Here is a 22,622-nt window from a genome sequence, read left to right as displayed (position 1 = left end):
GTGGTGGGTGACTTGGCATGGTTCCTGCCTTTGATGGAGGCCGTTGCATTATAAAATTATGTACCGGATCATCCTTCTCTCTTCATCGGTTTTGCTGTCCGGTCTGGTGGCCGGGGAAACACCTCAAAAGCCAGCTTCTGAAAAGACCAAAGTTCTGTCGGAAGGACAGAAAATCGAAATCTCGGTGACTGGTAAAGCGCCAGCCAGTCCACGCTGTGATCCGCTGGTAAGCATGAAAGAGGAGACGGCGAAGCTGGTGGTGGAGAGGGAGCAGATCGAGGCGCGGATGGCGCTGGAACAGGCGAAGCTGGATGAGCAGTTGGCTGCACGCAAACGGGCGCTGGCGGAGAGCAAGATGCAGATTGAAGAGATGCGCATGAAGACCGACGTGGCGGCGGCTGCCGAGCAGGCGGCGAGCTATGAGACAATGGCCGAACTGCGACGGAAGAATGAAGTGCTGATGATGCAATATGCCATCGCCAAAAACGAGGTGGATACGGAGGGCTTCCTGATGAGGAAGGAGGAGAATGCCATCCGCCGGAAGACGAGTGCGCTGGCGCTGCAGATGGAACTGCAGGAGAAGGAATCCGAGGCGCGCACGTATGCGAGCGGGAAGGCCCCGTCTTATTTGGAGAATCCGCTGCAGGGCAAGAAGCTGATCCTTTCTGACCGGACGATTGCGCTCAATGGGGTGATCACTTCCAAAACAGCGGACAGCATGGCGAACCGGATCGCGTATTTTAACAATCGCGATGCGGAGGCACCGATCTTCATTGTGATTGATGACTGCCCGGGCGGCAGTGTGATGGCGGGGTACAAGATCATCAAGGCGATGCATGGATCACGGGCACCGGTTTATACGGTGGTGAAGTCCTTTGCGGCGAGCATGGCGGCCTGCATCACGACGGTCTCCAAGAAGTCCTTCGCGTATCCGAATGCGGTGATCATGCACCATCAGCTCTCCGCCGGTGTGATGGGCAATTTGACGCAGCACCGGGAAAGTGTGAATGAACTGGAGGAATGGTGGAGACGCCTGGCGGATCCGGTGGCGCAGAAGATGGGGTTGAGCCGGGATGAATTCATCGCGGCGATGTACAAGAAGTCCTCCACGGGGGACTGGAATGAATTTGCCGATGATGCCCAGAAGCTGGGGTGGGTGGACACTATCGTGGAGGAGATCGAAGAAACGGCACTGCTAAGACACCCGGATCTGGAGCCGAAGGCAGAATCCACCTCACGGATGCTCTCCGCAGGAGAGGTGGAGAGCGGGGTGGTAGAGAGCAAAGATGAGCGCGGACGTCCAATGGGCCTTCTGCCCCGGTTAAATCCGATGGATGCCTATTGGATGTACAATCCGGACGGTTATTACCGGATGCAATAAGGGCAAACCTGGGGAAGCACGCAGGGACTGGGCAAGTCCCTCTCCTTGGAGCGTCTTTAGATAGCCAGCACTTTTTGCAGGATGGCTTCCTGGAGGCGGGTCATTTCTGCGGCTTCCGTTTCTTCGTGGTCATCCCAGCCGGCAAGGTGCATGAGGCCGTGAATCATATACAGGGCGAGCTCGTGATCAAAGGGCATGCCGTGGTCGGCCCCTTGGCGGAGGGCTGTATCGGCACTGACAAGGATCTCCCCGTGGTGGAAGGTGATGACGTCGGTAGGGGTCGGGTCATCGAGAAACTCGGCATGGACGGCCTCGATTTCATCATCAGAAACCACGGTAAACTCGATCTCCTCCAGTTCGTGCAGCGGAGCGTCAGGGGATTTGGCAGCGGCCAGACAGTGGGGCAGGGCAGCTTTGACGAGGCGGCGCAGGAGGGGAAGGTCGGGACGGCGGGTCTTCTGACGGTTATAAAGGAACAGCTTGGCCATTACTTTAAGCGGCAGAGGGGGGCTTGCGGGCGGGCCGCTTTTTCTCACTGCCTGCGCCGGTGGCATAAGGATTGTCCATGGCCAGGGTCATGCCGTCATGAACAGGAGTGGCGGCGGGGGTGGAGTCCTTGGCGATGACGGATGTGGAGGCCGTTTCAGAGGCCTTCTGGTATTTGATGCGGCTGTGCATCATGCTAAGCAGGGTCTTGACGAAGCTGGCTTTGACCTTGGCGAGGTCGGCAATGGTGAGGTCGCACTCATCCAGCTGGCCATCTTTCATGCGATCAAAGACGAGTTCATCCACCAGGGCTTCAATGCGGGAGGCATTGGGTTTTTCCATGGCACGCGAGGCGCTTTCGACGGCATCCGCGAGGGAGATGATAGCTGCCTCCTTAAACTGGGGCGTGGGGCCAGGGTAACGGAAGACACCCTCGCTGACCTGGGGAATGTCGTCCTCCTTGGATTTTCCCTGCTCGACGAGGCGGATCATTTCGGCCTTCTGGTCGAGGGCACGCTTGTAGAAATACCAGGCGAGGGAGGTGCCGTGGTGCTGCTCGATGACGTCAATGATGCTGACATTGAGCTTGTGCTTGATGGCCAGGTCCACGCCGTCTTTGACATGGGCGATGAGGATGAGAGCACTCATGCGCGCGGTGAGGTCATCGTGCGGATTGTCCGCAGGATCCATGTTCTCGATGAAATACTCGGGCTTGGTCAGTTTGCCGATATCGTGGAAATACGCGCAGACGCGGGTCATGGCGGCATTGGCACCGATGGATTCGGCGGCAGCCTCGGAGAGGTTGGCGACGACGAGGCTATGATGGTAGGTGCCGGGAGCCTCAATGCTGAGGCGCTTCATCAAGGGGTGATTCAGGTCGGAAAGTTCCAGCCACGAGACTTCAGTGGTGACGCCGAAAAGCGACTCAATCACAGGCAGCAACCCGCCGACAAGGAGGCCGGTGACGATGCCCATGATGAAAGGGACGGCGAGAATGCGGCCCAGGGAAACGCTGGCGGAGCCGGTGCCGGAGGCCTCATAGAGAAGAAGGGAAAAAACAGCGGCGACGCCACCGATGTACAGACCCGCCATGAAGAGGCGGTTGCGCCGACGCACGCGTTTGGTGAACAGCACGACCAGGAACCCAATAAGGGAGGAACTGGCAAGGAAGGTGATGGGATTCACCGCCACGCAGACCATGGAACCCAGGAGAGTGGAATAAATGGCGGCGAACAGGCCCATTTTACGCCCGAGAATGACAGACAGCACCAACGGAGCAAAGGCGTGTGGCATGGCCACAACGAGAAGAGCCCCGGACCAGCTCTGCTGATTGCCGTAATCCAGCATGGCGACATTGGCCCCCATTTGCAGCAGCAGGGTGCCAAGAACGAGCGAGAGCTCGGCATTGTCCTCCACCTCCTCCCGCAAGGCGACGCGCAGGTGGACGACCATGGCTGAGGCGATGGCCGCCATGCAAAGATAGGCAATGGGCTGGGGAGTGACGGTACCAGGGATGACTGAGGCACCCAGCTTCATGAGAAGACCAAGTGCTATGAAAAAGGTCCCATAAACCGCCACGGTAGCTGCGGGGTGGGTCCGCAGTTCATCCATCAAATCGCCTTCTTGATGCTTCAGGCGCTTTTTACCACAAGAGAGCCCAGCTCTTTGCAGTTTTGCCCGGCGAATGGAATCGAACATGAGTAGATTTTTCGAGAAATATTAGAAGGAGCCTAACACATACTACGACTGCGACAAGCAAGCTTTTGCAAGAAAATGTGTTCTTAAGAACAGTTTAATTTTGAGCATTTTTGGCCTCCCGATGTCTGTCGTAAGCCTCAATGATCCTTTGGACGACTGGCAGACGCACAATGTCCTTGGAGAGGAAGCTGACGAACTTGACGCCTTCGACGCCCTGGAGGACCTCAACAGCCTCACGAAGACCGGAGCGGACATGACGGCGAAGGTCCACCTGGGACGGGTCACCAGTGATGACGCAGCGGGCACCTTCTCCCAAGCGGGTGAGAAACATGAGCATCTGTTCGGTAGTGGTGTTCTGGGCTTCATCGAGAATGATGAAGGCATTTTTCAGGGTGCGGCCGCGCATGTAAGCGAGGGGGGCGATTTCGATGGCCCCGCGCTCGATCATGCGTTCTGCCTCGTCCGGGTCCATCATGTCATAGAGAGCATCGTAGAGGGGGCGGAGGTAAGGGAAGATTTTCTCCTTGAGGTCGCCCGGGAGGAAGCCAAGGGCCTCCCCAGCCTCCACAGCAGGGCGGGTGAGGACGAGGCGCTGGACGGCTTTTTCTCTGAGGAAATGGAGGCCTTGAGCCATGGCAAGATAGGTCTTGCCCGTGCCTGCGGGGCCGATGCCAAAGACGACTTCATGCTCTCTCATGGCCTGTACATAAGCGATCTGGCCCCGGGTCTTGACGAGGACCGGAGGCTTTTTGGAGGAGCCCTGCAGGCGCAGGTTCATAATGGCATCTGCAGGGTCGGCATCGCCATGTTCAGTCAGCACGCTTTCAGTGATGAGGCGGAGAAGGGTGGGCGTGACCTCACCACCCTGGCGCCGCACTCGCTCAAGCTGGGCGAAGACTTCCTTGGTGGCTGCGATGGCGGGCTCTTCCCCTTCAAGGCGTACCCAGCCATCGCGGCTGGTGATTTGAACATGGAGAGCATCGGCAATGATGCGTAAGCCGGCAAGGTCGTGGCCGATCAGTTTTTGAAGAAACTGGGGCGACTCATAGGTGAGGGTTTCGACTGACATGGAAAAAGAGGCAGGTAGAAAGAAAGGTGGGACAGAAAGTCATTTTGCCATCGAGGGTTCAGGCCAGATGCATCTTGATGTGCGCCTGGCTGCGAACGAGGGCGTCCGCAGTCTGGCTTGCGGATAAATGTATATGCACTCCGTTTATCTGCTTGGCTGCGGACGGGGCCGTCCGCGCTCCGGTAGCGGGCAGCGGAAATCAATGGAAAGCATTCGCGTGGGCGGTTAAGCCGTGAATCGTGAGATCAACGGTAGCCGTAGGCCAGTGCCCAGTAGAGACCTTTTTCCTTCTTGGAAGTTAAGGAAAAGACGACGCTGTAGGTGCCGGTCTTGGGCGGGTTCACGCGGACGGTGGCGAACATGCCGCTGGCTTTGAAATCGAGCTCGATTTCGTTGCCTTTTTCATCCAGGACCTGGAGTTCAAAGGTGACTTCTTCCTGGGCGCAGCCCAGCCAGAAGGCATACTCGTTTCCTTTGAACATCTGGTGGCGGACCATGAGTTTCTGACCGCTTTTGACCTCGCCGTTCCAGTAGTCTTCACGGACGATGAAGCCTTGTTCCACAAAGGGAACAGCCGCTTCCATGGCGAAGCTGTGGGCATCGTCAATGGTGGCATGGCTCAGGGGGGCGCTGGCAAGCAGGACTGCGGCAGTGAGCAGGGCGGTGGCGCGGTGAAAAAGACGTGAGGGTGAAAAAAGCATGAGCTTGGCCAGGGAAGAGGGTTGGGGGAAGGCGTGAAGCCGGGCTTACCGTGCCGCCTGAATATCTTTCAGCAGGCTGTCGCAGGTCTTGCCGATTTCACGGACGCCGTCTTTGGTGAAGCCGTCCACGGCACCTTCCATCTTGGCGAGGATGGTCTTGAGACCCTTGGAAATGTCGGCCACATTGTTGTGGTCCTTCTTGTCCTTCGACATTTTGTTGATGGAATTGATGAAGTGCTCAACAAGCATGGGCTGGTTGAGCAACTCCGCGCGGTCGGCGGAGAAGCTTTTGGCAATGACGGAAGTCACAGATGCGGTGCCGCGCAGCCAGCCGCCCATGCTGACGCACTGGGAAAGATCGTTGTCCTTCATCTGGATCATGGAGTCACGGACGGTCTTTTGCGTCTGGTCAAACTCCCTGCGGATGCTGGACCAGTCGGATTTGTCTGCGGCATCCAGGATGGCCTGGGCATGAGGCCGGACGGACTTGATGAGGCCGAGAGCCGTGGCGAGGTCAATGACTTCGCGGCCGATGTCCTTGACCGCTTCCTTGTCCTCAGCCTGGACGGCGACGAAGCCTTCGGCGACGACGAGGCCAAACATCAGGGAAAGCTTGGTGCGATCAGCGGTTTTTTGAAAGTCAATCGTCCGGATTTCCTGGCGCCAGTTCGGCTCGCCCAGCTTGTCCAGCACGGAAAAAACCTCACTGGGGACCGGGACGACAACGTCTTCCACGACTTGGCCTGGGAAGGCGCGCGGGTCAAACTCCTGTGCGCCGGAACTGGCAGCCTGCGCGGAGACGTTGCTGGCTGAGGCCAGGGCGGTCAGGGCAGTGGCGGCAAACAAACTGTAAAATGGGGATCGGTTCATGGGCGGTGAGACGGCGCAGTGAGGTAAGAAAATTCAAGAATAACAAAGCCGTGATTTCATAAAACCGCAAACGCTTTGAAGGAGGCAGTCACTTCTTGGATGACTTCGTGGCTGTGGGCGGGCCCTGGATGTAATGATCTCGCAGCACCTTGGTTTCGAGCAGCTGGATCTGGTCCACCTTGATCAGGGAGGAATAAAGGACAACTTCCGCAATGAAACCGGAAAACTGCTCTGCGGTGGGTGCGTTCTCCTTGTCGTCAGTGACGACTTTGCCCAGTTGCAGCCGGGTCAGGGGGCTGGTGGGGGGCCTCGCTTTGGCCTTGGAGGCAAAGGTTCTTCCTGGGGCGTCGCGGGCGCGGAGTTCAACGGTGCCGGTGCTGGCCTGCCATGTAATGACTGCGGTGCAGGGCAGGGTGGGGTCCACCGAGCGGCTGGTGATGGAGATTTGGGAGGTGCCGTTTTTGAATTCAGCGATGAGTTTTTTGGTTTTGTCCAGACGCAGAAAAACAGTGGCTCCATCTTCAGAGGTCAGCGTGAGGAGCCGCATGGGGAGGCGGGATTCATCTGCCTGAAAAACCACGGCGAGTGTCATGCCTGCCTCACCCTTGGCAGGGATGTCACCAAAAGGGAATTTGCCCTTTTCATCGGCAGCATCCACCAGGGCCATCGCAACAGGGTTACCGTCGCGAGGGCGGAAATCCAGCACGCTGCGGTTGGCTTTGGCACCGATGAGGCCATCTTTTGGAGTGGGCCAGAAGGCACGCTTGGGGGCAAAATCAGCGCTCTTGTCATAGGCACGCATCAGGTTGTCGTTGCCGAGTGGGGAAAGGTCATGCCACTCGATGACGCTGCCGGCGGGGCCGGTGATTTTGCCCTCGTCATCCGTGCCGCCGACACCGGCGACCAGATGGACGCAGATATCGCCATCAGCCGGGGGGAAGATGCGGTCTTTCGGCAGCTCATGGGTGACAGGCTGGGGGCCGCTGGATCCGAGGAGGCCTGAGGTGGCGGCACCACCGCTGGCGGGGTCTCCCTGGCGGCCAAAAATGAACCAGGCGGCTACCAGTATCAGCACGACGGAGGCACCGATGATGGCAATGAGTTTGTTCTTGGCTGCGGGGCTGGTTTCCAATTCTACCGGTGCATGCAGACGGGATGAAGGTGTCCTGCTGACGCCGCCGGTGCGACGGCTGACGGGGCGGCTGCCGGTGGCAGGACTGGGCCTGGCCAGAGGCGTGGTATAAGCCGCCATTTCCAAAATGGGCTCAGGATCCGGATAGACCTCCAGGACGGGCTGGGCATAGACCTCCTCCTCCTGGGGCTGCTGATAATAACCCGTCTGAACCGGGATGGTGCCGGTGGTGGCATTCCCCGGATACATGGGCTGAGTATAGGCTCCTCCCTGCTGGGCATAGCCGGGGGGCATCCATGGCATCATGGGTGGCGCGGCGGACATTTTTTCCCAGGCACGGAATTCTTCAATGGCCTGTTGGGCATCCGTGGGGCGGTCCTCAGGATTCAATGCCATGAGCCGCAGCACCCAGGCACCGAGCCAGGGGGGCACATGCGGGGCCACCAGGTTGAGCGGGATGATGTCGTGGTTGATGTGTTTATCAATGACCTCATTGAGGGTCTCGCCATCAAAGGCCTTGCGACCGGAGAGCGCTTCGTAAAAGACACAGCCCAGAGAGTAAAGGTCCGTGCGGACATCCACAGGAGCGCGGGTGAGCTGCTCCGGGGCCATGTAGAAAATGGAACCCATGACGGTGCCTGCCTGGTCCTCCGTCTGTTTGCGGGCTCTCATCCCTGCGCGGGCCAGGCCGAAATCTATGATCTTGGACTGCATGCGCCCACCGGGCAGACGCTCCACTTTGATATTCTCCGGCTTGATGTCGCGGTGCAGGATGTGGCGCTGATGGGCCGCCAAAAGGCCTTCGAGGCTCTGCGAGGCAAGTTCCTTGAAATCGTCGTAATGCAAAGGGCCGCGGGAGACGACATCCGCCAGATCCTCCCCCTCCAGCAGCTCCATGACCATGAACAGGCCTTCGGTATCGCTGGCGACGTCGAAGATGGTGACAATGTTGGGATTGCGCAGGGAGGCCAGGGCGTCTGCCTCCCGGCGCAGCTCGGCTGCCAGACCCTGGTCGCCTGTGGCATCCTTGGCGGACATGAGGCGCTTGATGGCCACCCATCGTTTCAACTCGTTGTCGTAGGCACGGAAAACTGCACCCACGCCACCTGCGGCGAGTTTGTCGTAAATTTTATATCGTTCCGCCATCCAGAGTTTTTGGGGTGTGCTGAGCTTGCCACTAGGAGAATCCAAAGCCACAGGGTTTGGCAAGAGCGATGTTTATTAAAATACGTCCGAAAGGCAGAAAATGAGCGTCTTGAGACATTCTTTGGTCAGCAAGTCAGCTCGTCCTTGACGTAAGCAGCAGGTCTCCGACCATCCGGGCGCATGTTTTTCCTCACCCCACGTTATCTGAAGCACGCAAAATTGCTGCACAAAGGCGTCACCCGCTTCATTGATTACAAGCGTGATCTGCTGCCTGCGGCGAAGCTGGAAGAGATCTGCGGGCTGAGGAGTAGCCTGGAGCAGGCCATGAAAGCGCGGGACAAGGAGCGTCTGAAAGAGCTGAACGAAGAGATCAACAAGGTCTGCGAGCGCGCGCTGCCGGAGGCGGCCCCGAGCGAGATCGGAGACAACGTGGAAGTGTTTTTTGTGGCCATCGTCATCGCGCTGGGCATTCGCGGCTACATTGCGCAGCCGTTCCAGATTCCCACCGGCTCCATGCAGCCGACGCTGAATGGAATCACAGCGGAGGCGACGGCGGAGGATCCGAGGCCGGGGATCGGCGGGTATCTGAAATCGTTTCTCACAAGCACCCGGCACATTCATGTGGTGTCTGATCACACAGGGCGGTTACGGAGGGAGGAACCCGTCACAGAGCATAAATTCCTGATCTTTATGCCCTACTGCAAACTGCATTTTGAAGATGGGCATACAATCAAGATCAATGCGCCGATGCGGCAGTTGCTGGATGAGCTTCAGCTCAATGAGCATCTTAACTCACAACCCATCACAGTGGGGACGGACACGCCAGATTTACGCCGGGACTACCGCCTGCGCGGGGGGGAAGAAATCAAGGAAGGACAGCTTCTGGCCAGCGGCATCGTGCGCAATGGCGACCATGTGCTGGTGGACAAATTTTCGTATCACTTTCGGACTCCGACCCGTGGCGAGGTGTTTGTTTTCACCACCAAGCATATCCGGGGCATCAATGTGCCTGCGGAGCAGGGCTCACAACATTACATCAAGCGCCTGGCCGGCGTGCCTCACGACGTTCTGGAGGTGAAAGCTCCCAAGCTTTTCATCAACGGCGCAGAGGCTCAGGAGCCGGGTTTTCAGAAGGTGATGCAAGGCACCGGGGTGGCACCTGTCAATGGCTATCGCGGCTATTCAGATCCGCGCATGGTGGGCGGCTACATTTCAAGAATAGAACTGGGTGAAGAGCAGTACTTCGCCATGGGTGACAACAGTTACAACAGCAGTGATTCACGGGCCTGGGGGGCGGTGCCTGAGCGCAACCTGGTCGGTCCGGCGCTGTTTTGCTACTGGCCGCTGACCAGTCATTGGGGACGGATCAAGTAACTCCGCCGGTTTTATTCCTCCAGGAAGACATCTCCGCCGGTCTTTTCCACCAATTGGGTCTTAACCAGATCATAGGAACCGCCCTGCATGTAAGCGTGCATGTAGAGGCGCTGCTTCCGCTGCTGCAGGTTTTCGCGGACGATGTTGATCTGTTTGAAGTCCACCCGGTCCTGGAAGTCTGAGAACCAGTAGATGCCGTCGGCGGTGCGGACTTTGTCGCTCAACAGGGCCTGCCAGGTGTAGCCCAGGCCGGTGAGGTGGATGAAGTAGGTTTGCGGGCGCCTGGAGAGCATCCTGAAGATGGCTTCATTCTGAATCTCCTTTTTGGGGTCAATGCGGAACTTGCGGGTTTCAGCCTGGGATGCACCGCCCATGCGCCAGAATTTTTCAAAGTCCACGCTGGAGGTCGAATAGGTGTCATCTCCATCCACCCCGCCAGGGGGCGGAGGTTCCAGGCCGCAGCCGAAGAACAGGATGACGACGCTGCCCTTGGCCACCTTGTCCACTTCCTCAATGACGCGCGGAAGGTGGGGGAGCATGGAGGTGGAGACATCCAGAATGAGGGCAAGTTTTTTGGCTTTGATCTGCATGCCAAACATGGAGAAGGGCTGAAAGGCGATGCCGCTCATGCCGCCCATGCCCATGCCTTTGCCAAAGCCGCCGCCTGCACCGCCCAGCCCCATGCCTGCGGTGAGACGGCTGTCAGAAAGGAGGTCTTTGGCCTGGGGCAGGTCCATCAGGTCAGGTACATCATCCGGGAGGATGATGTCTGAGATGGAGCCCACGGCGGCGATCTTGCGTGCGGGCATGGCTTTTTTCAGCCAGGGTGTTTTCTTCTGCTGGATCTTGTGCTCCAGGGCCTGTGAGGCGGCGGCGGACTGCTGGGTGCCGCCACCTGGCAGGAAATCCACCTGATCTTCCCGGACCTGGGTCACCACAAAAGTGGCCCCGCCGATGAGCAATAGAACATGGATGGCTACGCTGAGACTGAGAGCTTTGCCACCCCAGCGGTTCCATTTTTCTTGCCACGGTCCAGGGGGGGCTGAGGGGACAGGAGGCGGAGTGGCTGGCGTGTCCTGGCTGCCGGATTCGTCCTTGGGCGGAGTGCTGTCCGTTGATGGAGGGGTGGATGACGTGGAAGGACTGGCTGGATCCTTCGATGTGTCTGTGAGCTGTTTATCAGCCGTTTTGTTGGGGGAGCTGGCGGGCGGTGTTTGCGGAGGAACGGGCGGAGCTTTCGGAACCGGTGGCGGTTCTTTGGCAGCGGGTGGGGGCTCCGATGACGGAGTACTGGCCTCTTCTTCTGGTGGGCTGATTTCCTCTCGGGGCAGGGGGGCGGATTCGGGGGCAGGTGCACGACGGCCGACCACGGTACGCCGGGGCTTTGGCTGGGGGAGCGGTGGGGGGGAGGGGGCGCTGGCGGGTGATTCCGATTCTGGCCCAGCGGGGACTTGGTCCCAGTCGGAGGCGAGGGACTGGGCGATTTCAGGGCTGTGAAAAAGTTCCTGCCATTCGTCAGACATGGACGGCGCTTCTTGGGATTCCGGAGCTTGAGCTGGAGATGGGTCTGCGGTTTCCTGCGGCTCAGGCGGTGCTGCTTCCTGAGTGGCACGGGGGCCGATGCGCGTCTGCTTGCGGCGCGGGGGCGGCTGGCGGGAAAAATCGTGAGGCAGAGGCCCCTCATTCACGGCCCCGTCAGCGGTGGGCAGCTGGCTGAAGTCATCGGATGGATCAGGAGGGGGCATGGGGACTTTGAAAATAGATGGAATACAGCCGCTCAAGAAATGACGGATCGAATCCCGGCCCGCAAGCTTTTCATGATCTTTGCCTTTCAGCAGTCTAAATCGAACGGCTGAAAAGGCATTTTATTGTCCGGTTTTGCAGGGCGGTGTGAGATAGTTGGGAATGAACACTCATGAGACACGGGCCGCCGGGCTTTTCCTCACCCACCACGACTTTGTGAAAGGGGTGGCGTTGAAGTATGCCCCGTGGCCGGGGCTGATGGAGGACATCGCCCAGCAGGTGTTTTTGGAATTCATGGCCAAGGAGGACCGGTGGGATCTGGAAAAGGATCTGCGCCCGCTGCTGGCCACCATGACCCGCCATGTGGCCATGCGCCTGTGGCGTGACCGCACCAAATCCAGGCCGGAAGTGGTGCAGAAACTGGCCGACCACATCCGCCTGCTGGCGGAGGAGAGCGAGCTGCCGCCGCGCTATGAGGAGGAGGTGGGCCTGCTGCGCGGCTGCCTGCAAAAGCTGCCGGAAAAAAGCCGCGAGCTCATCCAGCTTTATTATTACAGCGACATCGGCACCCCGCAGATCGCTGACCAACTGGACATGAAAGCCGATACCGTCTGCCGGGCACTCTCGCGGGTGCGGGAAAAGCTGCGCGAGTGCATCCAGCGCCAGATTCAGCAAGGAGGTGCCGCCCATGTCTGAAACGAGCCACGACCCGGAGGTGCTGATCCAGCGTTATTTGGAGGATAATCTGTCCGAGGACGAGGCGGCCTGTCTGCTGGAGCTTCTACAAAAGCCCGGTGCCGAGGCCGGGGCACTGCATGACAGGCTGTTGAATCAGCTTTCCATGGATGCCATGCTGCAGGAGTCCAGGGCGGCGGCCTTGCCATCTTCGCCCGTGGTTTTGCCGGCGGTGGCGAGGCCAAAGGGGAAAGCGCGTTTTAGCTTCGTGACGCTGACCTCCGTGGCGGCGCTGGCGGCCTGCATCACGTTTGCGGTGACGTGGCTGGTGGATGTGACCCGGCCAGAGCCAAACGTGACCTATGCCGATGCAGAGGCCACGACGGCGGCAGTGGCCGTGCTGGCACGCGGGGTGAATGTGGAGTGGGAAGGGGAATCTCATGCGCCGGGCAGCCCGCTGAGCCCCGGCTGGCTGAGGCTGAAATCCGGCCTGGCGCAGATTGAGTTTTACCAGGGGGCGCGGGTGACGCTGGAGGGACCGGCGCAGTTCCGGCTGATTTCTTCCAGCGAGGCTTATTGCGCCTCTGGAAAACTGAGTGCGCATGTGCCGCCGCAGGCCGTGGGCTTCCGCATTGAGACGCCGAAGGGGACGATTGTGGACCTGGGCACGGATTTTGGCCTGGACTTGAACGATGCGGCCGGTGAGCTGCATGTTTTCAAAGGTGAGGTGGAATTGTATGCGGCCGGTGCTGCCATGAAGCCGCTGCGGGAAGGGGAGGGGATGACGCTGGGAAGCGATACCCAGGCCATTCGCGCCAACCTGGCCGCCTTTGCCTCGCTGGGCAGCGTGGATGAGCGCACGGCAGAATCCCAGCGGCTGGCTTTTGAAAACTGGCTGGTGCAAAGTTCCGTTTGGAATGCGGATCCGTCATTGCAAATGCGGTTAGACTTTCAAGATGCCGCCGGCACCCGGTCGCTGCGTAACCATGCGGCCAATGCCCCCCAGGTGCCCGCCGGGAGCATCGTGGGCTGCGACTGGACCGAGGGGCGCTGGCCCGGCAAACGGGCGCTGGAATTTCGCAATGTGAGCGACCGCGTGCGTGTGAGCGTGCCGGGAGATCACGATGCGCTGACACTCAGTGCCTGGGTGCGGGTACATGGCCTGGACCGGGCGTTCAATTCGCTCTTCATGGTGGAAGGTTATGAAAACGGGGCCGTCCACTGGCAGATCATGCGCGATGGCAAGCTGCGCCTGGGCATTGCCGGACGGGATGGCCATGTCTCGCGTGACCATGATACGCCTGCGCTGTTCACGCCGGAGCGGTTCGGCCAGTGGATGCATCTGGCCACGGTCATTGATCCGGTGTCCAAAGAAGTCCGGCATTACGTGAACGGCGAGCTGACTGCCAAGGTGCCGATTGTGAATGTGTTTCCCGTGCGCATCGGCGTGGCCGATCTGGGTAACTGGAGCGACAACGGACGCAAGGATCGTGTGGCCATCCGCCACTTCAGCGGGACCATGGATGAGTTTATGCTGTTCTCGCGGGTACTGACAGAGACGGAGATTGCGAAGCTGGCGCGGTGATTGGCTGCGAGGCGGGAGGCGGCAAGTGCGTATGTTAAATCCAACTCATTGCACCACCGACGCCTGTGAACTCTCTCTCCCTTCTTGCCGCCCTGGCCATGCAGCTTCCCGGCACGGCACCGCTGGAACCGAATGCGGATTTTTCGGCCACGATGGTGGCGGGCATTGACCGCTTTTTGCTGCGCGAAATTGAGACGGCGAAGGGGAAACGGGCCTCGTTTTGGAACCGTGACTTGAGTTCGCCGGAGGCTTATGAGAAGTCGGTGGAGCCTAACAGGAAGCGTCTCAAAGAGATCCTGGGAATGGCGGATGAGCGGCTTCCCGTGACGGCTCTGGAGCTGGTGGGGGATACGCAAACTCCTTCGCTTCTGCTGGAAACGGCGGCTGCGACGGTGCAGCGGGTGCGCTGGCAGGTGCTGGATGGGGTGCATGGGGAGGGGCTGCTGATCCAGCCGAAGGGGCCGGTGCTGGCACGCATTGTGTACCTGCCGGATGCCGATACCACGCCGGAGAAACTGCTGGATGCCACCCTGGCTTATGCCGGTGCGCAGATTGTTATTCCGATGCTGATCTCCCGAGATTCGACGTATTCCGGTAGTGACCGTCTGGGGCTGCACACCAATGTTCCACATCGCGAATGGATCTACCGGCAGTCTTACATCCTGGGAAGACACATCATTGGCTATGAACTGCACAAGGTGCTGGGCCTGGTGGACTGGTTTGCCGCACAGCCGGAAAAGCTGCCCGTCTGTGTGGCCGGGCTGGGGGAAGGGGGCATGCTGGCGATACATGCGGGGGCGCTGGATGCGCGCATTGATTCGGTGTATGTGTGGGGGCACTTCGGCCCGCGTGAAGGCCTTTGGCAGGAGCCGCTGTATCGTAATGTCTTCGGTCTGCTGCGGGAGTTTGGGGAGGCGGAGCTGGCCTCGCTCATCGCGCCCCGGCGCCTGGCGGTACAGCATGCGGGTTTTCCGAATGTGACGGGTCCGCCCATCGCCTTAAAGGGCCAGCGCGAGGTTGCCGCACCGGGTGTCATCACCATGCCGTCAGCGGAAGCCGTGCAGTCGGAGATGCAGCGGGCACGCGACCTGGTCCCGGCCTTCAAGGACTGGGCGCAGGTCTTCGATAAAAAGTCCTCCACACGGGACATCGTCAGCCATCTTTTCCCTGGTGAAACGGCTGGCTCCATGCTGAAAGCGATGGCGGCTGCGCGACAGGAAAAGCAGCCGGTCAATGCTCCGCCGGAGAGACCAATGGCCCAGCGTGACCAGGTGCGTGAACTGGGGCAGTTCACCCAGCGCCTTCTGGTGACGACGGAGGCCCAAAGAAAGGCGGAGTTCTGGAAGAAACTGCCGCTGACATCGGTGGCGGATTTTGAGAAACACACGGCCACGGAACGGGAGCGTTTTTGGACGGAAGTCATTGGACGTTTTCCTGATCCGGATGTGCCGATGAACCCACGCAGCCGCGTGCTCAAGGAGACGGAAAAGGTGGTCATCCATGAAGTCACCCTGGATGTCTGGCAGGATGTCTTTGCCTGGGGCTGGCTGGCGCTGCCCAAGGACCTGAAACCCGGTGAAAAGCGGCCCGCCGTGGTGTGCCAGCATGGGCTTGAGGGGCTGCCGGAACATTGTTTTGAAACGGATCAGACCGTGCGGGCGTGGAATGCCTACAAGGCCTTTGCGCTGCGGCTGGCGGAGCAGGGATACATCGTCTTTGCCCCGCACAATCCGTATCGCGGCATGCACGCTTTCCGCTCGCTCCAGCGAAAGCTGAACCCGCTGGGCAAGACGCTTTATTCAGTCATCAACGGACAGCATCAGCGCATCCTGGAATGGTTGCAGGCGCAGACTTTTGTCCAGGTTGACAAGATCGCCTTTTACGGGCTCAGCTATGGCGGCAAAAGCGCCATGCGCACACCCGCCGTGCTGCCCGGCTACTGCCTCAGCATCTGCTCAGGCGACTTCAATGAATGGGTGCGCAAGTGCGCGACGACGGACGAGCGTTTCAGCTATGTCTTCACTCATGAGTATGAGATCTGGGAATGGAACCTGGGAGGCACATTCAATTATGCGGAAATGGGGGCGCTCATCGCGCCGCGTCCTTTCATGGTGGAGCGCGGCCACAAGGACGGTGTGGGTGTGGATGAATGGGTGAACTATGAGTATGCCAAGATCCGCCAGCTCTACAATCAGTTAGGCATCATGGATCGCACCACCATTGAGCACTTTGACGGGCCCCATACCATCAACGGCATTGGCACGTTTGAATTTCTGAATCGTTGGTTAGGGCCTTCAAAGCCATAATGGAGGCCTCAAAGCTCCAACTTCTGCAGAACATCGTCCACGCTCCAGCCTTCATCCCGCAACGTGCGGAGGGAGCGGGCATCATCACGTTTGGCCAGGCGTTTGCCGTTCTCATCGGTGATGAGACGGTGGTGATGCCAGCGCGGCACGGGGAGTTTTAGCAGCTCCTGCAAAAGCCGGTGCAGGTGGGTGGCTTCAAAGAGATCCTCCCCGCGCGTGACGAGGGTGATGCCTTGCCGGGCATCATCTACCACTACTGCCAGATGATAGCTGGCGGGGGTGTCTTTACGAGCCAGGACGACATCGCCAAAGATGGCCGGTGTGGCCACCTGGGGGCCACGGGCGGCGTCTTCCCAATGGAGTTCCCGGCCAGCCAGTGCGGCAGCTTTTCCCACATCCAGCCGCAAGGCATAGGCCTGTCCGCTGGCGATGAGATCCTTCCTTTCAGCAATGCTGCGATGGCGGCAGGTGCCGGGATACAGCGCCCCGTCCGGTCCATGCGGAGCCTGCCCGGCGCGGGCGATTTCCTCCTGGATTTCGCGGCGGGTGCAGAAGCAGGGATACAGCAGGCCGAGGGCCTCGAGTTGATCCAGTGCCCCCCGATAATCCTGAGTGTGATCCGACTGCCGGCGCACGGGTTTTTCCCAGCTCAGGCCCAGCCAGGCGAGGTCTTCAAACAGCGCCGTTTCATACTCCGGCCGGGAGCGGGTGCCGTCAATGTCCTCCAGCCGGATGAGAAAGTGGCCATCGTTTTGACGTGCCTGCTTGGCAGCAAATAGGGCGGCATAGGCATGGCCCAAATGCAGCCAGCCGGTGGGGCTGGGGGCAAAGCGGGTGACGGTTGGCATGGGCGGGGAAACGCAAAAATAAACGCGCTGTCCCTGCCGCTCAAGCCTGCTCTGGCGGCGGCGGTGGCAGCAGATCCTCGCGCTTCATCAGATCGCGCACGCTCAGCAGCAAAAGCTCGCCTTTGGGCGTCTGGCAGATTTCCCCCAGGAAGGGTGTCACGCGGTCCATTTCGGCAATGGTGCTGTGGACCAGGCTGGCCAGGATGCGCTCATCGTAGCGATGCGGCGGGAAGATGTTGGAGATGCGGAACATCACAGCGCCGCTGTCCCAGTCGAATTCAAAATTGCCCAGGTTCAGCTCCTTGTTCGTGCGCATCAGCAGCTCCGCCACTTGCAGGCGATGGCTGCGGGGCACCTGAATGGAAGATGTGGCCACCACGCTGGCGATGTGCGCCTCCCCATAGACCTGTACATGCAGAGGAACCTTGGTATGATGGGCTTCAAAATCGGCCTCAATGACCTCCATGCCGGCGACTTCGCGATAATGCCAGCCTTGAGCTTTGAAGGTGGTGAGTGTGGAGGCGTAAAGGGCGGACATCCGGGGACCAAAAACTTCAAATGCAAAACCATCCACTTGGGATGGTCGGGGCGGCCAGATTCGAACTGACGACTTCTTGCTCCCAAAGCAAGCGCTCTACCAGGCTGAGCTACGCCCCGTGTGCTGCGCTGCCAAAAACGGCTGCGAGCGGGTCGAGATAATGGTTCACCTTGGAAGGAGTGCAACATAAATGATGCAGACAGCCAATGAATTTGCGCGTGAAGCGGTTTCCATGCTTCGTTTGCCTCTTTCCAACTATGAAACGGCTGCCTCTTGTCTCCCTCCTCCTGCTCAGTCTCACCTCCCTGACCCTGGCTGCGGAGCCCGTAGTCATCAAACTCTGGCCCAAAGGCGCGCCGGAAGCGGAAGGGTTCAAACCGGAACCCGAAGCCTACATCATCAAAGAAAAGGACGATGGCGTGAAACGCCTGGGCAACGTCAGCGACCCGAGCATCACCATTTATTCGGTGGAAAATCCCAACGGCACTGCCGTTCTCGTTTGCCCTGGCGGCGGTTACGGCATCCTGGCCATCGAACATGAGGGCACGCAGGTCTGTGATTACCTGCGCACGATTGGCGTGACGCCGGTGCTGCTGAAATACCGCGTGCCGCGTCGCGACAATGAAGATCCCAGCCGCGTGCCATTGCAGGACACCCAGCGGGCCATGGGCATCCTCCGCAACCGCGCGGCGGAGTTTGGCATCAAAGCTGACCGCATCGGCATCCTGGGCTTCTCCGCAGGCGGCCACCTCAGCATTATGACCGCACTTCATGCCAATGAGCGCACCTATGAGCAGGACCCCGCCCTGGATGTGCCCGATGCCACGCCAAACTTCGCGGTGCCGGTTTATCCGGCCTATCTGGTGGAAAAAGAGAACGCCTTCAAGCTTGTGCCTGAAATCAAAGTCACCGACAAGGCCCCGCCGATGTGCTTGATTCATGCGAATAATGACCCCCACAGCGCGGCTGGCAGCGCCCTCATTTACCTGGAGTATAAAAAGCTGAACATCCCCTGCGAGCTGCACATTTACAGCACAGGTGGCCACGGTTTCGGCATGAAGAAAAACGGCGATCCTGCCAATGACTGGCTGCTGCGCGTGGCCGAATGGCTGCCGACATTGACAAAGAACAAGTGAACAAGCCCGGCCTCTCCCGACCTCTTAAAAATAAAAGGCCCGTCGTTTCCGACGGGCCTTTTTGATGAATTCAGTGCCCGCCGCGCAGCAGGACATAACCCACCACCACCAGGATGGGCAGCAGCACCGGGATGGAAAACTGCCACATGTAGCGGAGGAAGTCCGGGGTGTTGACCTTGGCTTTCTCCGCAATGGCCTTGACCATGAAGTTGGGACCGTTGCCGATGTAGCTGCCTGCACCGAAGAAGACCGCGCCCATCGAAATGGCCATGAGAATGTGTGCATGGCTGCCCGCAAAGGCCAGCACGTCCACAGGTGAATCCACGGATAGTCCCTCGCTGCCCATGGCGGCTGCCAGGAAGCTCAGGTAAGTAGGCGCATTGTCCAGGAAAGCAGAGAGGGCACCGGTGGCGAAATAGTAGCCAATGGGTGTGCTGATCTGCACCGCCTCGCCGCTTTGCAGGATTTGTAGAGCCGGGATCATCGTTAGGAAGATGCCGATGAAAAGATAACCCACTTCTTTGACCGGCCCAAAGTTGAAGTCATTGGATTCATGCACCGCCGGTTTGGTGGTGAAATAAGAGCCTGCTGCAGCCAGGATCATGACAATGGCGGGAACGCTGAGCACGCCACCGATGAGGGTTTCCTGGAGGTTTTTTGGCAAGAAGACGGCCACCAAAACGAGGCCAAGGAAAAACAGATTAGGCAGGCCGGTGATATTAAATGTCTCATGGGCCGTTTCTTTGTCCCGGACGTCTTTGGGGGCTTTGCGGAAGTTAAGGGTGTCCACCACAAAAAACACAGCCAGCAGCATGGCGCAGGCCATCGCCCAGCCGCTCCAGCAATGTTCCAGCACCCAGCCAAAGGGCACCCCGCGCAGGAAACCGAGGAACAGCGGAGGGTCGCCAATCGGCGTCAGGCAGCCGCCAACGTTGCTGACGATGAAGATGAAAAACACCACATGAAAGCCCGTGATGCGGTATTTGTTCATCTTGATCCAGGGGCGGATCATCAGCATGGAGGCACCGGTGGTGCCGATGAAATTGGCCAGGACCGCACCGATGGCCAGGAAGACGGTGTTACGAAAAGGAGTCGCCTCCCCCTTGACACGAATATTGATGCCACCTGAGATGACAAAGAGCGATCCCACGAGGGCCATGAAGCTGATGTATTCATGCCCGGCATGCTGCAGCGGATGCCAGTCTCCCCTCACGCCTAAATAATAAGCAGCGGTGACCAGGCCCAGGCCGACGGCCACCTTCGGGTAGTGGTGCTCCCAAAAATGCAGGGCGAACAGCGGCATCAGCGCAATGCACAGCAGCAGCAGGGCAAAGGGCGCAACGGTCCAGTACGGGGGCAATGAGGCGTGGGCTTCGGTAGCGGCGGCGAGGAATGGGAGCATCGGGGTGGGATATGGAATCAGTCTGCGGGGTTCTGCAAGCGATCTGTGCGTGACAAAAGCGGAGAAGTGAAATTGCCGGCACGCAAAGTGCACAGACTGTGCCAGGGACGAAGAATCAGAATGACAAACTGCCCATCGGATGCCCCAATAGGCACCTGATGAATGCCCCCGCCAGCGCCGTTCCCCTCGTCGCCACCGATGTACACCGCACCTACACCCTGGGCGGTCACCAGCTTCCAGTGCTCCAGGGGGTGGATCTGGAGGTGGCCGCCGGTGAAAAAGTCTTCCTTTGCGGCCAGTCTGGCGCGGGCAAGACGACCCTTCTTTATGTTTTGGGCGGCCTGGAAAAACCCACGCAGGGAGATGTCCTGGTCCACGGCAAGTCCCTCTACCATGGTGCTGCCAAAGCCCGCGCCCGGATGCGCAACCAGACCATGGGTTTCGTTTTCCAGCACTACTTTCTCCTGCCGGAGCTGACCGCGCTGGAAAACGTCCTGCTGCCTGCCATGATCGGTGGCCGCAAAGCCGAAGGCCGGGCCCGCGAGCTTCTGGACCGCGTCGGCCTCACCCCGCGTATTGACCACCTGCCCACGGAGCTCTCCGGCGGGGAGCAGCAGCGTGTGGCCATCGCCCGCGCTTTGATCAATGACCCCGGCATTCTCTATGCCGATGAACCCACCGGCAACCTGGATGCCAGCACTGGCACCGGCGTCATGGACATGCTCATCAGCGTGGTGGATGAATCCAAAAAAACGCTGGTCGTCGTCACTCATGACCAGCAGATGGCCAAACGCGGTGACCGCCGCATGATCATCCGCCAGGGCAAGCTGGAAGAAGGCTGAAGAGGGGAGGGGATGAATTGGGCGGGGCCGATTGTTCACGCTTGTCACCGCAGGGGCGGCTCTTGTAGCGTCGGTGGATGCATTTCCAGCGCCGAACTTTTCTCAAACACATCAGCCTTGGCACGCTCGGTCTGTGTCTTCCACGCACGGATGCGAAAAGTCTGGACCCTGTATCCTCCAGCCTGCCGCGCAGCACGCCTGAGGCGCAGGGCATCGCCTCCAAAGCCATCCTGTCTTTTCTCGATGCGGTGGAGGAAAACAGCTTTGAGCTGCACAGCTTCATGATGCTGCGGCACGGTCAGGTCGTTGCCGAAGGCTGGTGGGATCCGTATGGCCCGGAGTTTGTTCACACCATGTACTCCATGAGCAAGAGCTTCACCTCCACAGCAGTGGGCCTCGCCATTGCCGAAGGCAAGCTGACGGTGGAGGACAAAGTGGTTTCCTTTTTCCCGGATGACCTGCCGGAGACGATCAGCGAGAACCTCGCCGCCCTTCGCGTGAAGGACCTGCTCACCATGTCCGTGGGCAATGAAAAAGAACCCACCCAGCCCGTGGTGAAGTCTGAAAACTGGGTGCGCACTTTCCTGGCGCAGAAGCTGGCTCACAAACCGGGCACGGTTTTCATGTATAACAGCGCCGCCACCTACATGTGCTCCGCCATTGTGCAGAAGGTCACCGGCCAGACGATTTTGGACTACCTCACTCCGCGCCTGTTTACCCCGCTTGGCATCAGCGGCATGAAGTGGGAGTCTTGTCCGCGCGGCATCAATACTGGCGGCTGGGGGCTGAGCATCCAGACGGAAGGCATGGCCAAGTTTGGCCAGCTTTATCTGCAGAAAGGCCAGTGGCATGGAGCACAGATCCTGCCCGCCGCCTGGGTGGAGGAAGCCACCTCCTTTCACATCCAGCAGCCCGGAGATCCGGCCACTGGCCGCCCCGACTGGCTGCAAGGCTACGGTTACCAGTTCTGGCGCTGCCAGCATGGTCATTACCGGGGCGACGGCGCCTTTGGCCAGTTCACCATCGTCCTGCCAGAGCATGATGCGGTCATCGTGATGACGAGTGAAAACAAGAACATGCAGGGCCAGCTAGACCTCGTCTGGCAGCACCTGCTTTCCGCTTTCCACCAGCCCACCAAGTCAGAAGATGGAGTCCTGGCCACGCGACTGGACAAACTGAAACTCACTCCACCAGCAGGCATCGCCGGCTCGCCTAACAAAAAGCGTATTGATGGTAAAGTCTTTGCGCTTGAACCAAACGATGCCGGTTTCACCTCAGCCAGTTTCAGCTTTCAGAATGATGCCTGTCTGCTGACCCTCAAAGCCGCCGGGCAATCCCATGAAATCACTTGTGGCCTGGGCCGCTGGCACCTCGGCACCGCTGCGATTCCCGACACTCCGCCGCGCCTGATCTCAGGCGGCAAGCCGGTCAAGCCGGTGGATTCAAAAATCGCCGCCAGCGCCTGCTGGAAGGATGAAAGCAGCCTCTCCATCACTCTCCGTTATTACGAAACGCCCCATCACGACACCCTCACCTGCAAGTTTGAAGGAGACCAGGTCACCCTCAGTTTCCTCAGCAGCTTGGCTGCTATGGCTGCAAAACCGAAAGATGCACGAAAATCTGTAAAAGGCACGATGGTGTGAGAGATGGACCGTAAAAGCAGGTGTTGCTTAACACTGTGCAGGGTGTC

General features: G+C 59.3%; 18 protein-coding genes and 1 tRNA gene. 8 read left to right on the top strand and 11 right to left on the bottom strand.

Annotated elements, in window-relative coordinates; translation table 11 throughout:
* The first annotated feature begins 58 nt into the window (after window positions 1-58).
* Window positions 59-1,381, top strand: a complete 1,323-nt coding sequence (locus tag WJU23_RS08190; RefSeq protein WP_346332064.1) for an ATP-dependent Clp protease proteolytic subunit — start codon at window positions 59-61, stop codon at window positions 1,379-1,381.
* Window positions 1,382-1,437: 56 nt separating this feature from the next.
* Here the strand turns inward: WJU23_RS08190 and ybeY are convergent, their stop codons facing one another.
* From ybeY to WJU23_RS08160, 6 genes are all read right to left on the bottom strand, one after another.
* Window positions 1,438-1,869, bottom strand: a complete 432-nt coding sequence (gene ybeY, locus WJU23_RS08185) for an rRNA maturation RNase YbeY (RefSeq protein ID WP_346332063.1) — start codon at window positions 1,867-1,869, stop codon at window positions 1,438-1,440.
* A 4-nt stretch (window positions 1,870-1,873) separates the two neighbouring features.
* Entirely contained in the window at window positions 1,874-3,565 is a 1,692-nt protein-coding gene (locus tag WJU23_RS08180) for an HDIG domain-containing metalloprotein (RefSeq protein ID WP_346332062.1), read from the bottom strand.
* A 94-nt stretch (window positions 3,566-3,659) separates the two neighbouring features.
* Window positions 3,660-4,634 (bottom strand): PhoH family protein, encoded by a 975-nt coding sequence (locus tag WJU23_RS08175; protein ID WP_346332061.1) that lies wholly within the window; start codon window positions 4,632-4,634, stop codon window positions 3,660-3,662.
* 245 nt (window positions 4,635-4,879) lie between these two features.
* Window positions 4,880-5,335: a hypothetical protein gene (locus WJU23_RS08170; protein ID WP_346332060.1), complete on the bottom strand. Its 456-nt coding sequence runs from the start codon at window positions 5,333-5,335 to the stop codon at window positions 4,880-4,882.
* Between the two features lie 45 nt (window positions 5,336-5,380).
* A complete protein-coding gene (locus WJU23_RS08165) occupies window positions 5,381-6,205 on the bottom strand; it encodes a hypothetical protein (RefSeq protein WP_346332059.1) in 825 nt (274 codons plus the stop codon).
* An 88-nt stretch (window positions 6,206-6,293) separates the two neighbouring features.
* Window positions 6,294-8,534, bottom strand: a complete 2,241-nt coding sequence (locus WJU23_RS08160; RefSeq protein WP_346332058.1) for a protein kinase — start codon at window positions 8,532-8,534, stop codon at window positions 6,294-6,296.
* 129 nt (window positions 8,535-8,663) lie between these two features.
* Between WJU23_RS08160 and lepB the strand changes: the two genes are divergently transcribed.
* Entirely contained in the window at window positions 8,664-9,857 is a 1,194-nt protein-coding gene (gene lepB, locus WJU23_RS08155; protein ID WP_346332057.1) for a signal peptidase I, read from the top strand.
* 11 nt (window positions 9,858-9,868) lie between these two features.
* On the opposite strand, the gene WJU23_RS08150 is transcribed toward lepB, so the two are convergent.
* Window positions 9,869-11,602, bottom strand: coding sequence for a hypothetical protein (locus tag WJU23_RS08150; protein WP_346332056.1), 1,734 nt, complete (start codon window positions 11,600-11,602; stop codon window positions 9,869-9,871).
* Between the two features lie 160 nt (window positions 11,603-11,762).
* Between WJU23_RS08150 and WJU23_RS08145 the strand changes: the two genes are divergently transcribed.
* From WJU23_RS08145 to WJU23_RS08135, 3 genes are all read left to right on the top strand, one after another.
* On the top strand, window positions 11,763-12,296 hold the full coding sequence (locus WJU23_RS08145) for a sigma-70 family RNA polymerase sigma factor (RefSeq protein ID WP_346332055.1): 534 nt from the start codon (window positions 11,763-11,765) through the stop codon (window positions 12,294-12,296).
* Window positions 12,289-13,860, top strand: coding sequence for a LamG-like jellyroll fold domain-containing protein (locus WJU23_RS08140; RefSeq protein ID WP_346332054.1), 1,572 nt, complete (start codon window positions 12,289-12,291; stop codon window positions 13,858-13,860). The genes WJU23_RS08145 and WJU23_RS08140 overlap by 8 nt, the downstream gene beginning before the upstream one ends.
* A 65-nt stretch (window positions 13,861-13,925) precedes the next feature.
* Entirely contained in the window at window positions 13,926-16,166 is a 2,241-nt protein-coding gene (locus WJU23_RS08135; RefSeq protein WP_346332053.1) for a hypothetical protein, read from the top strand.
* A gap of 8 nt (window positions 16,167-16,174) precedes the next feature.
* Here WJU23_RS08135 and gluQRS read toward each other — a convergent pair whose 3' ends face one another.
* The 3 genes from gluQRS to WJU23_RS08120 all read right to left on the bottom strand — a co-directional run bounded on the left by gluQRS (window position 16,175) and on the right by WJU23_RS08120 (window position 17,671).
* Window positions 16,175-17,014 carry a tRNA glutamyl-Q(34) synthetase GluQRS gene (gene gluQRS, locus WJU23_RS08130; RefSeq protein WP_346332052.1) on the bottom strand — a complete coding sequence of 280 codons (840 nt, stop codon included), beginning with the start codon at window positions 17,012-17,014 and terminating at the stop codon, window positions 16,175-16,177.
* A 40-nt stretch (window positions 17,015-17,054) separates the two neighbouring features.
* Window positions 17,055-17,552 carry a hypothetical protein gene (locus tag WJU23_RS08125; RefSeq protein WP_346332051.1) on the bottom strand — a complete coding sequence of 166 codons (498 nt, stop codon included), beginning with the start codon at window positions 17,550-17,552 and terminating at the stop codon, window positions 17,055-17,057.
* A 42-nt stretch (window positions 17,553-17,594) separates the two neighbouring features.
* Window positions 17,595-17,671, bottom strand: a tRNA-Pro gene (locus WJU23_RS08120).
* 138 nt (window positions 17,672-17,809) lie between these two features.
* Here WJU23_RS08120 and WJU23_RS08115 point away from each other — a divergent pair.
* Window positions 17,810-18,688 carry an alpha/beta hydrolase gene (locus WJU23_RS08115; protein WP_346332050.1) on the top strand — a complete coding sequence of 293 codons (879 nt, stop codon included), beginning with the start codon at window positions 17,810-17,812 and terminating at the stop codon, window positions 18,686-18,688.
* Between the two features lie 70 nt (window positions 18,689-18,758).
* Here the strand turns inward: WJU23_RS08115 and WJU23_RS08110 are convergent, their stop codons facing one another.
* Window positions 18,759-20,090, bottom strand: a complete 1,332-nt coding sequence (locus tag WJU23_RS08110) for a sodium:proton antiporter (RefSeq protein WP_346332049.1) — start codon at window positions 20,088-20,090, stop codon at window positions 18,759-18,761.
* A 158-nt stretch (window positions 20,091-20,248) separates the two neighbouring features.
* Here WJU23_RS08110 and WJU23_RS08105 point away from each other — a divergent pair, with 158 nt between their 5' ends.
* Both WJU23_RS08105 and WJU23_RS08100 read left to right on the top strand, forming a co-directional pair.
* Window positions 20,249-20,932, top strand: a complete 684-nt coding sequence (locus WJU23_RS08105; RefSeq protein ID WP_346332048.1) for an ABC transporter ATP-binding protein — start codon at window positions 20,249-20,251, stop codon at window positions 20,930-20,932.
* A 77-nt stretch (window positions 20,933-21,009) separates the two neighbouring features.
* A complete protein-coding gene (locus WJU23_RS08100) occupies window positions 21,010-22,575 on the top strand; it encodes a serine hydrolase (RefSeq protein WP_346332047.1) in 1,566 nt (521 codons plus the stop codon).
* Window positions 22,576-22,622: the final 47 nt, after the last annotated feature.

This window comes from Prosthecobacter sp. SYSU 5D2 (assembly GCF_039655865.1).
Taxonomy (GTDB): domain Bacteria; phylum Verrucomicrobiota; class Verrucomicrobiia; order Verrucomicrobiales; family Verrucomicrobiaceae; genus Prosthecobacter.
Note: the sequence above shows the minus strand (reverse complement) of the source record. Positions and strands in the feature narration are given on the sequence as shown.